At 63.1% G+C, this 14,086-nt stretch carries 12 protein-coding genes; 3 read left to right on the plus strand and 9 right to left on the minus strand.

Annotated elements, in window-relative coordinates:
• Nucleotides 1-14: 14 nt before the first annotated feature.
• Together AC5WEY_RS17645 and AC5WEY_RS17650 are read right to left on the minus strand one after the other, a co-directional pair.
• Nucleotides 15-323 carry a hypothetical protein gene (locus AC5WEY_RS17645; protein WP_495646875.1) on the minus strand — a complete coding sequence of 103 codons (309 nt, stop codon included), beginning with the start codon at nucleotides 321-323 and terminating at the stop codon, nucleotides 15-17.
• On the minus strand, nucleotides 320-1,633 hold the full coding sequence (locus tag AC5WEY_RS17650) for a flavin monoamine oxidase family protein (RefSeq protein WP_495646876.1): 1,314 nt from the start codon (nucleotides 1,631-1,633) through the stop codon (nucleotides 320-322). Before AC5WEY_RS17650 ends, AC5WEY_RS17645 begins: the two co-directional genes overlap by 4 nt.
• 240 nt (nucleotides 1,634-1,873) lie before the next feature.
• On the opposite strand from AC5WEY_RS17650, the gene AC5WEY_RS17655 reads away from it, so the two are divergent.
• Complete coding sequence (locus AC5WEY_RS17655; protein WP_495646877.1) at nucleotides 1,874-2,482, plus strand: TetR/AcrR family transcriptional regulator; 609 nt, start codon at nucleotides 1,874-1,876, stop codon at nucleotides 2,480-2,482.
• Between the two features lie 44 nt (nucleotides 2,483-2,526).
• Here AC5WEY_RS17655 and AC5WEY_RS17660 read toward each other — a convergent pair whose 3' ends face one another.
• Genes AC5WEY_RS17660 through AC5WEY_RS17690 form a run of 7 tightly spaced genes read right to left on the minus strand, consistent with a single transcriptional unit; the run spans nucleotide 2,527 to nucleotide 10,457 of the window.
• Complete coding sequence (locus AC5WEY_RS17660) at nucleotides 2,527-3,933, minus strand: aldehyde dehydrogenase family protein (protein ID WP_495646878.1); 1,407 nt, start codon at nucleotides 3,931-3,933, stop codon at nucleotides 2,527-2,529.
• A 35-nt stretch (nucleotides 3,934-3,968) separates the two neighbouring features.
• Nucleotides 3,969-4,772 carry an HpcH/HpaI aldolase family protein gene (locus AC5WEY_RS17665; RefSeq protein ID WP_495646879.1) on the minus strand — a complete coding sequence of 268 codons (804 nt, stop codon included), beginning with the start codon at nucleotides 4,770-4,772 and terminating at the stop codon, nucleotides 3,969-3,971.
• Nucleotides 4,757-5,542 carry a 2-oxo-hept-4-ene-1,7-dioate hydratase gene (hpaH, locus tag AC5WEY_RS17670; protein WP_495646880.1) on the minus strand — a complete coding sequence of 262 codons (786 nt, stop codon included), beginning with the start codon at nucleotides 5,540-5,542 and terminating at the stop codon, nucleotides 4,757-4,759. The genes AC5WEY_RS17665 and hpaH overlap by 16 nt, the downstream gene beginning before the upstream one ends.
• Nucleotides 5,543-5,576: 34 nt before the next feature.
• Nucleotides 5,577-6,728 carry a 3,4-dihydroxyphenylacetate 2,3-dioxygenase gene (hpaD, locus tag AC5WEY_RS17675; protein WP_495646881.1) on the minus strand — a complete coding sequence of 384 codons (1,152 nt, stop codon included), beginning with the start codon at nucleotides 6,726-6,728 and terminating at the stop codon, nucleotides 5,577-5,579.
• Nucleotides 6,729-6,758: 30 nt separating this feature from the next.
• Nucleotides 6,759-8,291: a 5-carboxymethyl-2-hydroxymuconate semialdehyde dehydrogenase gene (hpaE, locus tag AC5WEY_RS17680; RefSeq protein WP_495646882.1), complete on the minus strand. Its 1,533-nt coding sequence runs from the start codon at nucleotides 8,289-8,291 to the stop codon at nucleotides 6,759-6,761.
• Between the two features lie 37 nt (nucleotides 8,292-8,328).
• Nucleotides 8,329-9,000 (minus strand): GntR family transcriptional regulator, encoded by a 672-nt coding sequence (locus AC5WEY_RS17685; RefSeq protein WP_495646883.1) that lies wholly within the window; start codon nucleotides 8,998-9,000, stop codon nucleotides 8,329-8,331.
• Nucleotides 8,997-10,457 (minus strand): fumarylacetoacetate hydrolase family protein, encoded by a 1,461-nt coding sequence (locus tag AC5WEY_RS17690; RefSeq protein ID WP_495646884.1) that lies wholly within the window; start codon nucleotides 10,455-10,457, stop codon nucleotides 8,997-8,999. Before AC5WEY_RS17690 ends, AC5WEY_RS17685 begins: the two co-directional genes overlap by 4 nt.
• A gap of 127 nt (nucleotides 10,458-10,584) precedes the next feature.
• On the opposite strand from AC5WEY_RS17690, the gene AC5WEY_RS17695 reads away from it, so the two are divergent.
• Nucleotides 10,585-12,510, plus strand: a complete 1,926-nt coding sequence (locus tag AC5WEY_RS17695) for an FAD-binding monooxygenase (protein WP_495646885.1) — start codon at nucleotides 10,585-10,587, stop codon at nucleotides 12,508-12,510.
• On the plus strand, nucleotides 12,507-13,976 hold the full coding sequence (locus AC5WEY_RS17700; RefSeq protein WP_495646886.1) for an NAD-dependent succinate-semialdehyde dehydrogenase: 1,470 nt from the start codon (nucleotides 12,507-12,509) through the stop codon (nucleotides 13,974-13,976). Before AC5WEY_RS17695 ends, AC5WEY_RS17700 begins: the two co-directional genes overlap by 4 nt.
• Nucleotides 13,977-14,086 lie beyond the last annotated feature (110 nt).

A 14,086-nucleotide genomic window follows, 5' to 3' on the forward strand; every position in this document is an offset into this window, starting at 1 on the left:
AGTGCGAGGGTGGGTCAGAACGGGCTGATGGCGTCGTCGGGCATGTCGGTCACTTCGATGTCGACGTTGCCGAGCAACTCGGCCATCGACATGAAGGCGGGCAGGTTCTCTGCGTCGGCATTGGCAGCGTCGGCTGCTTCCTTGGTCTCGTAGATCCACACGTCGATCCACGTTCCGTCGGGTCGTTTGCTGCACAGAGGGACTGACCAGAGCGAGGAGTGAGCGGCTTTCACTTCGCGGATTGCGGCGATTCGACGTTCCAGGAACGTATCGACGTCGGCGTCAGCGATGGTGAAGGTGACAATTTCTGCGCAGTAGCTCATTGTGTGGCTTCTTTCAGTTCGTCGTGGATGGTGCGTGCGCTTCGGAGGCCGGATTCGATGGCACCGTCGATGAAGCCGGCCCATCCGCGGGCGTAGTCGGATCCGGCCAGTCGGATCCGACGAGTGGTGTCGCCGGCTGCGCCGGCGACGGCGTCGAGTTGATGGGGAGCCAGCATCGGCCAGGTCTCTCCCGAGAGTGGATCGGAGGCCCAGTCGTGAGCGTCGACAGCCACCACCTCGAGATCGGGGAGCCACTTTCGCAACTCCGACTCGACCGCACGGGGGTCGTTGAGGTCGATCAGTCCGGTGCGCGGGCCGAACGCGACAATGAGACTGTCGCCCTCGAAGGGGTACTCGTACTGCACGAAATTCAGGACCGCGTCGCTGTCGGCCAGTGCGGCGAACTTCCCGACGTCACCCTTGACCCGAACCCATACCTTGACCCCGGTCGACGTCTGTCCTTCGTCGGCGACGGAGGACAGACGATGATCGAGCTCGGGGGTGACGTCGATGGTGTTGAGGATGTTGAGTGGCAATGTCACGATGACCCGTGCGGCGTGCAGTTTCGTACCGTCGTCGGTGGTGACCGTGACGCCGTCGGCCGACTCGTCGATAGCCGTGACGGTGGTGTCGAGCCGGATGTCGGCTGTGTGGGCGTCCCCTGCGATGGCGTCGAGCAACGATCGGGTGCCACGGGCGAGTTTGTACGTTGCGCACGCCTCGAACATCAGCTTCCAGTCACCTCCGGCCAGTGCGCACCAACGCAGGGCCTGGGTATACGCCCCGCGTGCCGGATCTCCGCTGAAGTTCAGTGCCCACATTCCGTCGAGCAACGCTCGCCGAGTCGGGTCGATGTCCAAGGCCGCGATCTTGTCCCTGATACTGACGTGATCGATTGCATCGATTTCCCCGGACAATGGGTAGTAGTCGTACGGCTGGGGGAGGATCGATCGCGCGTCGGCAAGGATCGCGCACATCGACTCGTCGAGCAGATCCAACATTTCCGTGGCCGTGCCGGTCTCGACACGGTCACAGACGCGCCAGTAGGCGTCATCGAGCTCCGGACTGGAGACGAGGGCGAGGTTGTATCGGGTGATCTCCGCCCACACATGCGGCTGAATCCAGTGCACCCAGGTTCCTCCGAGGTCGAGCTCGCGGCCCAACGTGGTCTCACGCGTCCAGGTCCGTCCTCCCAAACGATCCCGAGCCTCGAGCACAGTGGTGCGCACGCCCTGGTGTGAAAGCTCGCGGGCAGCCGTCATTCCAGCGAACCCGCCGCCGATGACGATGACGTCGGTGTCGTGTTCCATGTGGACCTCATGATCTGTCGAAGTTGTGTGGAAGATGCGATGAGCAAGACCGGCGCTCCGCTGCGCCGCGAGAACCCAAACCGGCCAGACGGCCAGTTGTGATGTGGAACATAATATGCCCCAACTCGACGAACTGGTCAAGTGGAAAGCCAAGGCGATTCGGGGCAACGGGCATACTGATGAACGAGTGCCTGGCCATTGCACAGTGGCCGAACCGGACCTGACGAAGAGAGAAGGCGCATGAGTGTCGCCGAGGCCTCGCGTAAGCGGCCGTCACCGAAATATGGAGAAGGACGCACCGCCCTGCTCCATGCGGCAATACGGGTAGTCGCCGATCAGGGGCTACGAAAGTTGACCTATCGTGCGGTGGCGCGCGAAGCCGGAATGTCGCACGGTTCAGTGGACCATCATTTCGGTAGTCGAGACGCGCTACTGGAGGAGGCGCTTCGCTACTCCCTCGATCGAGCGGTCACCTCGATCAGCACCCGTCCGGGTAGCGGCGATCTGAATGCTCTTTTCGACGGACTGTCGACCATGGTCGAGAACAACCCCGAAGATCAAGCATTCCAATACGAGTTGATTCTCGAGTGCAGGCGACGCCCAGAACTCAGGCCGTACGTGGAAAAAATCTACGAGGGATTCATCGCAGTCATCCAGTTCGAACTCGAGTGTGCCGGCATGGTTCACGACGCCTCGCTCGGACACCTTGTGTACACCGCAGCAGACGGGTTGGTGTTTCACCAGATCACCATCGGAACATCGGACATGACCGACCGTGCGCTCGCGCATTTGCGCCGGTTACTGGGGCTGGCCGTCGATTCTTCGAGCACACCGGGCGCGATCGACTGAGCCCTGTGTGCCCGAAGAATCGAGTTCTCCGACACTGTGTTTGGTCAGCCGCTGATGACCTGCGGTGCCGAGACCGATTTGAGTCCCTCCACACCGAACTCCAGGCCGTAGCCGGACATCTTGATGCCACCGAACGGGACCATCGGGTGCACGCCGCCGTGACTGTTGATCCATACCGTGCCGGCTTGAATCCGAGCGGCTATCTTTCGGGCAGCATCGCGGTCGGAACTCCACACCGAAGCTCCGAGTCCGACATCGAGACCGTTGGCGAGTTCGATTGCTTCGTCGACTGTTTCATATCGAACGATGGGTAAGGCCGGGCCGAACTGCTCCTCTGTCACCAGAGCGTTGTCGTTGTCGATGTCCGACACCAGAGTCGTTGGGTAGAAGTGCCCGGGCGCGTCGGCGTCCGGGTTCCCGCCGAGCAGCATGGTGGCACCTGACTCGCGGGCACGCTCGACAAGGTTCGCGACGATGTCGTACTGCGCCTTGTTCTGCAACGGGCCCAACACGTTGTCCTCATCCAGACCGCGGCCCATCGGCATAGCCTCCGCGACCGCCGCGAGTTCGGTGCAGACGGCGTCGTAGACATCGGTGTGCACGTACAGGCGCTTGAGGGCGGCGCAGGTCTGGCCGGTATTGATGAAGGCTCCCCAGAACAGGTCCTGTGCAATGGCTTTGGGATCGACATCCGGCAACACGATACCGGCGTCATTGCCACCGAGCTCGAGGGTGAGCCGCTTGACCGTATCGGCGGAGCTCTTGATGATGGCCTGTCCGGTGCGGGTGGATCCGGTGAACATCAGCTTGTCGATGTCGGGATGCGAGGACAGGCGTGCGCCCAGGTCTCCGTCGCCGGCGACGACGGTCAGTACATCCTCGGGCAGCGCCGAGTTGATGACCGTGGCGAGGGCAATGACGCTCAGCGGGGTGTACTCCGACGGCTTGACGACGGTGGTGTTACCCATCCGCAGTGCCGGTGCGATCTGCCAGACGGTGATCATCATGGGCCAGTTCCACGGTCCGATCGCGCCGACGACTCCGAGTGGGCGGTAGTACATTTCGGCGTTACCGTCGTCGCCGTCGAGCAGGGTTGTGCCGGGCAGTTCGGTTGCCGCAGTGGCGCGCAGCCAATTTGCGCAGGCACCGACCTCGAAGCGCGCGTTGGGTCCGTTGAGCGGCTTACCCTGTTCACGCGACAGCAATTCCGCGAGGGGCTCGGTGGCTGCATCGATGGCGTCGGCTGCCTGCAGGAGACGCGTGCTGCGGTCCTCGTCCGTCAGCGCCGCCCATGCTGGTTGCGCTGCCTTCGCGCGGGCAATGACGGCGTCGAGCACCTCGACACCCTCGGATGGGGCTTTGCCGACGACGTCTCCCGTTGCGGGGTCGAAGATCTCCCGTCCACTGGGGTCTGTGATCTCGCTCAAGAGCGAATCGAATGTGATGGTCACTGTCTGTCCTTTCGACGAATTATGCGGAATGCGGATCAGTAGCTGGTGCGCGCGCTGTGCGCCGATGGAGCGATGAAGCGCTGAGCGAGGGCCTCGGAGCCCCGCGCCAGAATCGCAGCGTCGGCACCGACGAGCAGGAACTGTGCGCCGCCCGCAGTGTAGGAATCGGCACGGTCGGGATCGAAAGCATTGACTCCGAACGGCTTTCCGGTGGATGCGATCGCTGTGAACGCGTCGTTCACTGCGGCCACGACGTCGGGATGGTTCTGTTGGCCGAGCAGACCCATCGAGGCAGAAAGATCGCTCGGTCCGAGGAAGACGCCGTCGATCCCCGGTGTCTCCGCAATAGCCTCTGCGTTGGACACCCCTTCGGCCGTCTCGATCTGGACGTACACCGATACGTGATCGGCTCCGTTCGCCAGATAGTCCTCGATTCGATTCCAGCGGGCCGATCGTGCCAGCGCACTGCCGACGCCGCGCCGACCCACTGGTGGGTACTGTGCCGCGGCGGCCACCTCGCGTGCTTGTTCGGCAGTCGAGATCATGGGCACCAGGATGTTCTGGGCACCCAGGTCCAAGACTTGTTTGATGATCACCGCGTCGCCGACGGGTACGCGCACCACCGGCGTCACGGGGTAGGCCGATACCGCATACAGCTGTGCGAGAACCGATTCGAGGCCGTTGGGTGCGTGCTCCATGTCGATGAGTACCCAGTCCAGGCCCGAACCGGCCATGATCTCGGCGGCGACGGGCGAGCCGGTGGTGATCCAGCCGCCGTACAACGGCCGGTCAGCCTCCGCCAACGCCTCCCGGAAGGTCTTGTTCAGGCGAAGCGGCATGAGATCGTCCCCATCGGTCCGTAGTCGGCGAGCACGCTGTCGCCCTGGTGCACCCACATCGGGCGGGTGAACGATCCGGCCAGCACGATTTCACCGGCTTCGAGCCGATCGTCGTGCTGAGATAGCTTGTTGGCCAACCACGCCACGCCCGTCGCCGGATGATTGAGCACCGCGGCAGCGACCCCGGACTCTTCGATGGTCTCGTTGCGGTAGAGCAGCGCCGAGATCCACCGCATGTCGACAGCCGAGGGGTCGGTGGGGTTGCCGCCGTAGACCATCGCGCCCAGTGCGGCGTTGTCGCTGATGGTGTCGACGATGGTGCGTCCCTCCATTTCGATCCGCGAACTGAGGATCTCGAGGGCAGGGACGACGTACTCGGTTGCCTTCAGAACGTCGAAGATCGTCGCTGTCGGACCGGTCAGTGGGCTCCCGAGAACGAAGGCGAGCTCGACCTCGATGCGCACGTTGGAGAAGCGTCCGTGCTCGATCACCGATCCGTTGTCGAAAACTTGGTCGTCGAAGATCGCGCCGTAGTCGGGCTCGGTGATGCCGGTCGCGACCTGCATCACCTTGCTCGTCAAGCCGATCTTGCGGCCGACCAGGCGTCGACCTGACTCGACCTTGCGTCGACGCCACTCGTTCTGCACCGCGTAGGAATCCTCGAAGGTCATGTCGGGATAGCGAGCTGTGAGCCGCGGGATCATCGTCCGCGTCCGTTCGGCTTCTTCGAGTTGGTCGGCGATGGCCGTGATGGTGTTCGGGGGGAGCATGGATTCTCCTGTGCCGTAGGGGAATGAGTCGTTACTACAGCTGCGCGCCGAGCTTGAACTCGCCCTTCTTCCAGTCCGGCATCTCGTCGGTGTCCTCTTTACGGGTGTACGAGAAGCCGTCCGCCCCGATGGTGACGGCCATTTCGGAATCGTCGGTCCGCGCGATGACCGGCTTGGGGTTGCCGTCGAGATCCAGGACGATCGAGGCGTCGGTGTACCAGCTGGGGACAACCGGGGTGCCCCACCAGTCGCGGCGCTGGTTGTCGTGCACGTCCCAGGTGACTACCGGATTATCGGGATCGCCGGTGTAGTAGTCCTGGGTGTAGATCTCGATGCGGTGGCCATCCGGGTCACGGAGGTAGAGGTAGAAGGCGTTCGAAACCCCGTGCCGTCCCGGCCCTCGTTCGATGTGGTCGGACATCCGCAGCGAGCCGAGTTTGTCACAGATGGCGATGATGTTGTGCTTTTCGTGGGTGGCGAAGGCGACGTGATGCATGCGTGGTCCGTCGCCGCCGGTCATGGCGGTGTCGTGCACCGTGGACTTGCGACGCATCCAGGCCGCGTACGTCGTCCCGGCCGCGTCCTGGATGTCCTCGGTGACACGGAATCCGAGATCCTCCATGTACGCCACGGCGCGGGGGACATCGGGGGTGACCTGGTTGAAGTGGTCCAGGCGTACGAGCGCACCGGGGGTGTAGAGGTGGTAGTGCCAGGCGAGGCGCTCGACGTGTTCGACGTCGTAAAAGAACTCGTACGGGAAGCCGAGCGGATCCTCGACGCGCACCGAATCGCCGATACCCTTGTTGTACCCGTTGGGGTTTCGCTCGACGCGGCAGCCGAGCTCGGAGTAGAACGCAACGGCCTTGTCCAGATCCTCCGGGCTGCGGACTCGATAGGAGAACGCTGCGACACCGGCGACCGGGCCCTTGCGCAGGACGAGGTTGTGGTGAATGAATTCCTCGAACGAGCGAAGGTAGACGGTGTTCTCGTCCTCCTCGGTCACCACGAGGTCGAGCACGTCGACGTAGAACTTGCGCGAACGCTCGAGGTCGGTGACGACCAATTCCATGTAGGCGCAACGCAGTACGTCCGGGGGAGTGGCCTGCGGGGTGGGAACCGGGTTGTCCGATCGGATCGGGCTGCTGCGCGTCACGACGGGCTCGGGGGAATCGGGAGTGATGGTCATGTCATGGTCCTTATCGAAAAGGGAGAGGAGTCAGTGCTTGTCTGCGTCTGCTTTGCCGAATGTCGGGTTGTGTACCTCGCCGAGCGTGATGTGCACGGCCTGCTGCTGGGTGTAGAAGTCGATCGAGCGGTAGCCACCCTCATGCCCCAGACCCGAAGCCTTGACCCCACCGAACGGCGTGCGGAGATCGCGAACGTTATTGGAGTTGAGCCACACCATGCCCGCATCGATGGCCTGGGCGAAGTTGTGCGAACGCTTGAGGTCGTTGGTCCAGACATAGGCTGCGAGACCGTATTTGACGCCGTTCGCCAGCTCGAGCGCTTCGTCGTCGGTATCGAACGGGGTGATCGCCACGACCGGTCCGAAGATCTCTTCCTGGAAGATACGGGCGTCCGGTGAAACGTCAGCGAACACGGTGGGGGTCACGAAGTTGCCCTGGTCGAAGCCCTCTGCCCGGCCGCCGCCGGCGACGAGGCGGGCTTCGCTCTTCCCGATCTCGATGTAGCTCATCACCTTGTCGTAGTGCTCGGGGTGCACCAATGCTCCGACCTCGGTCGTGGGATCGTGCGGGTAGCCCACCTTCACCCGCTTGGCCTGTGCGGCGTAGCGTTCGACGAACTCGTCGTAGATGGACCTCTCGACGAGGATGCGGCTGCCCGCGGTGCAGCGTTCGCCGTTGAGGGAGAACACACCGAAGATCGTGGCATCCACTGCGGCCTCGAGGTCGGCATCGGCAAACACGATGGCTGGGCTCTTTCCGCCCAGCTCCATCGACAGACCCTTCAAGAAGGGGGCTGCATTGCCGAAAATGAGCTGGCCGGTGCTGGATTCGCCGGTGAAGGAGATCAAGGGAACGTCGGGGTGCTTGACGAGTGCGTCGCCTGCGTCTTCGCCGAGACCGTTGACGAGGTTGAACACGCCCTCCGGGAGGCCGGCTTCCTCGAAGATGCCCGCCCACAACGATGCCGACAGGGGAGTGAACTCGGCGGGCTTGAGGACGACGGTGTTGCCGGTGGCCAGTGCTGGGCCGAGCTTCCATGATTCGAGCATGAACGGGGTGTTCCACGGGGTGATCAAACCGGCGACCCCGATGGGGGTGCGGTTGACGTAGTTGATCTGCCGTCCTGGGACCTTGTAGGTGTCGTCGGCCTGAGCCACGATGAGGTCTGCGAAGAACCGGAAGTTCTCGGCGGCGCGCCGAGCTTGACCGAGTGCCTGCGTGATGGGCAGGCCTGAGTCGAAGGATTCGAGTTCGGCCAGCCGTGCATCGCGTGATTCGACGATGTCGGCTATGCGATGCAGGATCCGGGAGCGCTCGCGCGGCAGCATGCGCGGCCACGGGCCTTCCTTGAATGCTTTCTTGGCGGCCTCGACAGCGCGGTCGATGTCGGCCTTCTTGCCGGCGGCGGCCTGCAGATAGACCTCATTGGACACCGGGTCGAGAACGTCGAAAGTGTCGCCGTCGATCGAATCGACGAACGCGCCGCCGATGTAGTGCTGGATCTTGCTGGGAAGGTCGGTGGGGACGTGGCGTTGCGCCTGTTCGGCGACAGTGTTCGTCATGAATGCTCCAATATCGGGATCGGGTGTCTGATCTGATTCAGTAGGCCGGCAGGCCGATGGTTTCGTCGGGGTGCTCGTGGACGAGGTAGGCGTCGAGCGTTGCGGATCGGTGTCGTCGAGCCGCCTTCTCGATTTCGCCCAGGGGTGCACCGATTTCGATGAGCCGCACGATGTTTTCGTGCTCGTGCACCGATTCGCGCGCGCGACCGGGAACGAACGCGAACGTCGATGCGCGCAAGTGTCCGAGGCGGCCCCACTCGGCTTCGACGAGTGTCAGCATTCGTGGGTTCACACATTTCGCGAACAGAATCTGGTGAAACTCCTTGTTCAGCGACGTGAACAGGTGCGGATCGAAATGATCGAGAGACTGAATCATGTGTTCGTTCACGGCACGGGCTTTCCGAATGTCGTCCTCCGACAATCGGCGTGCGGCCATCGCAGTGGCAGCGCCCTCGAGAATGCTCAAACTCTGCATGCTGTAGCGATATTGGGTGTCGTCCACCATCGCCACGTGGGCACCGACGTTCCGCTCGAACGTCACCAGACCTTCCGCCTCGAGTTGCCGGATCGCCTCACGAACCGGAACGACACTCATGTCGAGATCTTTTGCGATCGAGCCGAGTACCAGGCGGTAACCAGGCGTGTATTCCTGCCGCGCTATCCGGTCCTTGATGTAATGGTAGGCGGCCTGCGACTTGCTCTGTGTCACTGAGTGACTCCCTGGCTCTGCCGCCACTGCTCGTACTTACGCTTCCACTCTGCGTTCGGGGGGAAGAGTCCGTCGAGCGGATGCCCGGCAGCCACCTGGTCGGTAACCCACGCATCCTGGTCCTCTTGTGCGAGTGCCTCGTCGACGACCTCCTCGACCAACGCCGGCGGAATCACGATCACTCCGTCGCTGTCGCCGACGATGACGTCGCCGGGCTGTACAGTCGCTCCGCCGCAGGCGATGGTCAGGTCGAAATCCCATGGGACGTGGCGGCGGCCCAACACTGCGGGGTGGGCGGTCGCGGCGAACACGGGGAGGCCGATCTCGGCTACGGCGTCGCGATCGCGGACTCCTCCGTCGGTCACCACGCCGACGGCACCGCGGGATCGGGCTCGCAGGGCAAGTATGTCGCCCAGAGTGCCGGAGCCGAGTTCGCCGCGGGCCTCGATGACGATGATTTCGCCGTCGTTCACGGCGTCGAACGCTCGTTTCTGGGCGTTGTAACCCCCACCGTGGGAGACGAACAGGTCTTCGCGGTTGGGTACGAACCGCAGTGTCCTGGCCGTTCCGACGATCTTGTCGCCGGTATTCAGTGCGCGAACACCGTCGATCGACACGTTGTTCAGTCCCCGCTTGCGAAGCTGGGCCGACAGACCCGCCACCGGTACCCGGGTGAGTTTGTCTCGTAACTGGGGGTTCAAACCTGTTCGAGGCGTGGTGATTCCGGCCGCTTCGGCCGAGCCCCACGCGTCCTCTCGCTGCGCATCGTCTGCCGCCGGCAGAGAGCCGAGCCCTGGGTCGAATTCGTTCTCGCCCTGGGTGACGGTCGTGACGAGGCGACCGGACGTGGCAACGCCGTCGATCGTGCTGACCTCGACCTCGACGATGTCTCCGGGAACGACGACCGATGATCCGGCAGGTGTGCCGGTGAGGATGACATCGCCGGGTTCGAGTGTGAAGTGCTGCGACAGGTCGGCTATCAGTTGAGGCAGCGAGAAGATCAGGCCGGCCGTGGTGTCGTCCTGGGTCGCGGTTCCGTTGACCCAGGTGCGGATTCGCAGTGCAGTCGGGTCGACAGATCGGGCGTCGATGACCTCGGGGCCCAGGGGGGTGTAGCCGTCTGCGCCCTTGGACCGAACGTTGGATCCCTTGTCATTCGCACGCAGATCGTAGAGGCCGAAGTCGTTGGCTGCCGTGATGCCCGAGACGTGGCTCCACGCATCATCGATCGATACCCACCGGGTCGGGGTCCCGATGATCAGGGCGATCTCACCCTCGAACGCGAGAAGCTCGGTGCCTGCCGGACGCTCGATCGTATCGCCTGTGGACGCCAGGGAACTCGACGGCTTGAGGAAGTACGACGGGTGAGCCGGACGGCGGCCTCGCTGATCTGCCCGCGATGCGTAGCTCAGATGTACCGCGACGATCTTGCCGGGCCTGTTTCTCTCGCTCTTCATGTTCCTCCTCGATAGCGACCCTTGCATCGTATCTCAGATCGTATACGATGAGTGATGTAGATCGCAATGAATCCACGCAGTGCTTTGAGGCACTCGAGCCCACAAGAGAATCGGCGAAGGTCCAGCAATGCAATTTCATCACCATGGTTATGTCTCCGGTGACCCCCGAGTCCAGCAAGCCTCGGGAACCGGCATCGACCGACCCGAGGAGCTTCCCGAGTACGTCGATGTGCTCATCGTCGGCACCGGTCCGGCAGGAATGATGACCGCTGCGCAGCTTTCGCAGTTTCCCGGAGTGACGACGCGCATCGTCGAGCGCCGTACGGGGCGGCTCGCTATCGGACAGGCCGACGGGATTCAGGCCCGTAGTGTCGAGACCTTCCAGGCGTTCGGGTTCGCGGATCGCATCACGGCCGAGGCATACCGGATTACCGAAATGGCCTTCTGGAAGCCCGATCCCGAGGATGCCTCGAAGATCGTGCGCACTGCGCGGACGCCCGACGACGCAACCGGCATCAGTGAATTCCCGCATCTGATCGTCAATCAGGCTCGCGTGCTGGATTACTTCGCCGAGGTCATGGCTCTGTCGCCCACTCGGATGAAGCCGGATTTCGGTTACGAATTCTGCACGCTGGAGGTCGGGGAGGGCGACTACCCCGTCACGGTCACGCTCGAACACACCGGTGGCGATCACGTGGGGCAGAAGCGAACGGTCCATGCCAAGTACGTCGTCGGCTCCGACGGTGCACGCAGCGCCGTGCGCGACACGATCGGATGCAAGCCGGTCGGAGACAAGGCGTTCCACGCCTGGGGTGTGATGGACGTTCTCGCTGTCACCGACTTTCCCGACATTCGCCTCAAGTGCGCCATCCAGTCCGGCTCGGGCGGGAGCATCCTGCACATCCCGCGCGAGGGCGGTCACCTGTTCCGCATGTACGTCGACCTCGGAGAAGTTGCCGAGGACGACAACGGCAAGGTGCGCACCACCAGCATCGACCAGATCATCGCGCAGGCCAACGAGATTCTGCATCCCTACACCCTCGACGTGAAAAATGTTGCATGGCACAGCGTCTACGAGGTCGGCCACCGCGTGACCGACCGCTTCGACGATGTTCCGGCCGAGGAGGTCGGCGTGCGTATGCCGCACGTCTTTATTACCGGCGATGCGTGCCACACCCACAGCGCCAAGGCGGGCCAGGGAATGAACGTATCGATGCAGGACGGATTCAACCTCGGCTGGAAACTCGGGCATGTACTCGACGGCCGAGCGCCCGAAAGCCTGCTTGCCACCTACACCGCCGAACGTCAGGTCATCGCACAGAACCTGATCGATTTCGACAAACAGTGGTCGGCCATGATGGCAAAGCGCCCGGAGGACTTCGACAGCCCTTCTGAGCTCGAAGATTTCTACGTCAAGACCGGAGAATTTCCTGCTGGGTTCATGACCGAGTACCAGCCGTCGATGATCATCGGTGACACCACCCACCAGAATCTGGCCACAGGATTCCCGGTGGGCAAGCGGTTCAAGTCGGCACCGGTGGTGCGAGTATGCGATGCCAACCCGATGCATCTCGGTCACCATCACCGTGCGGACGGGCGCTGGCGAATCTACGTTTTCGCCGATGCGGCCGCCGCCGGCATTCACTCGAACAGCGTCGCGTTGAGCAAATTGTCCTCGTGGCTCCTCGAATCACCCGAGTCGCCGATCGTGCGATACACCCCGCAGGGGACCGATGTCGACAGTGCCTTCGACGTCAAGGTGATCTACCAGCAGGACCATGCATCGGTCGACATCGGCGCGGTGCATCCCGTGTATCTCCCCAGCGTGGGCCCGTTCGGGCTCGTCGACTACGAGAAGGTTTTCGCAACCGATCCACAGATCGACATCTTCACCGAGCGCGGGATCGACCGCGACGGCGCAATCGTGGTGGTCCGCCCCGATCAGTATGTGGCCCAAATTCTTCCACTCCATGCAACGGACGAGCTGGCGACGTTCTTCGCAGGAACCATGCTGCCGCGCAACACGGCCTCCAACCCGAAGGAATTGGTATGACCGATCTCGAGAAGAAGCTTCTCGACTCCGTCCCGAACGAACTGTTGATCGGGGGACACTGGCGCGCGTCGTCCTCGGACACAACTCTGGCCGTTCATGATCCGGCAACGGGGGAGGTCGTTCGTGACATCGCCGACGCCACCCCCGAGGACGGGATGGCTGCACTCGACGCAGCCGTCGCCGCGGCCGACTCGTGGGCGTCGACGCCGGCCCGTGAGCGAGCCGAAATTCTGCGGCGTGCTTTCGATCTGCTGCAGGCGCGAAAAGAGGACTTTGCGCTCCTGATGACCATCGAGATGGGCAAACCGTTGGCCGAGGCCAGGGGAGAGGTGGCCTACGGAGGCGAGTTCCTGCGGTGGTTCAGCGAGGAGACCACCCGCGTCCAGGGTCGGTACGGCGCAAACCCCGAGAACACCGGCCGGATGTTCGTCACCCAGCATCCCGTCGGTCCGTGTTTTCTCATCACTCCGTGGAACTTCCCTCTGGCCATGGCAACTCGAAAGATTGCCCCTGCTCTGGCTGCGGGCTGCACTGTAGTGGTCAAACCGGCTGCGCTCACTCCGTTGACGACTCTGCTGCTGGTCAAAATTCTGCAGGAGGCAGGACTGCCCGACGGGGTCGTCAACGTGGTGACCACATCGTCGTCGTCGGCGGTATCCGGTCCGATCATCGCCGACCCCAGATTGCGGAAGCTGTCTTTCACCGGTTCGACCCCCGTCGGTCAGGCTCTGCTGCGTCAGGCCGCGACCGGGGTTCTCCGAACGTCGATGGAACTCGGTGGGAATGCCCCGTTCGTGGTGTTCGGTGATGCCGATCTGGACAAGGCCGTCGACGGGGCCATTGCCGCGAAGTTCCGCAACATCGGTCAAGCCTGCACGGCGGCGAACCGGTTCATCGTGCACAGCTCGATAGCAACCGAGTTTGCGCGCCGGGTCACCGAACGAGTCGACGCGTTCGCAATCGGACGCGGGACCGAAGAAGGGGTGACGATCGGTCCGCTCATCGACGGTAAGGCGGTGGCCAAGGCCGAGGAGTTGGTAACCGATGCCGTACAGCGTGGGGCAACGGTCACCACCGGCGGGGCAGCGATAGACCGGCCTGGGACCTTCTTCGCCCCAACGGTTCTGACGAACGTAGCCCCGGGTAGCGATATCCTCCGTGAGGAGATTTTCGGCCCGGTACTCGCCATCGCAACCTTCGACACGGACGAAGAGGCAGTCTCGTTGGCGAACGACACCGAGTACGGGCTGGTGTCCTACGTCTACACGGAGGACTTCGCGCGCGGTCAGCGCATGATCGAGCGTCTGCAGACCGGAATGATGGGCCTGAACGTCGGTGTGGTCTCCAACGCCGCGGCACCGTTCGGTGGCTGGAAGATGTCAGGCCTGGGACGTGAAGGTGGAGTCGAAGGGATCCACGAGTACCTGCAGACGAAGTACACGCTCACCCCGTCGCCCTTCGCCTGATCGGCTTCGGCGGAACTGAGTATTCTCCACCTGTTGACCGGTGCACTCGTCGGTCGACGGGTGGTGGTCTCGGCTATCCGCTGGATGTAGAGCACCCCGGTTGCGCCGAG

It is taken from the genome of Rhodococcoides sp. S146-33 (genome assembly GCF_059489205.1).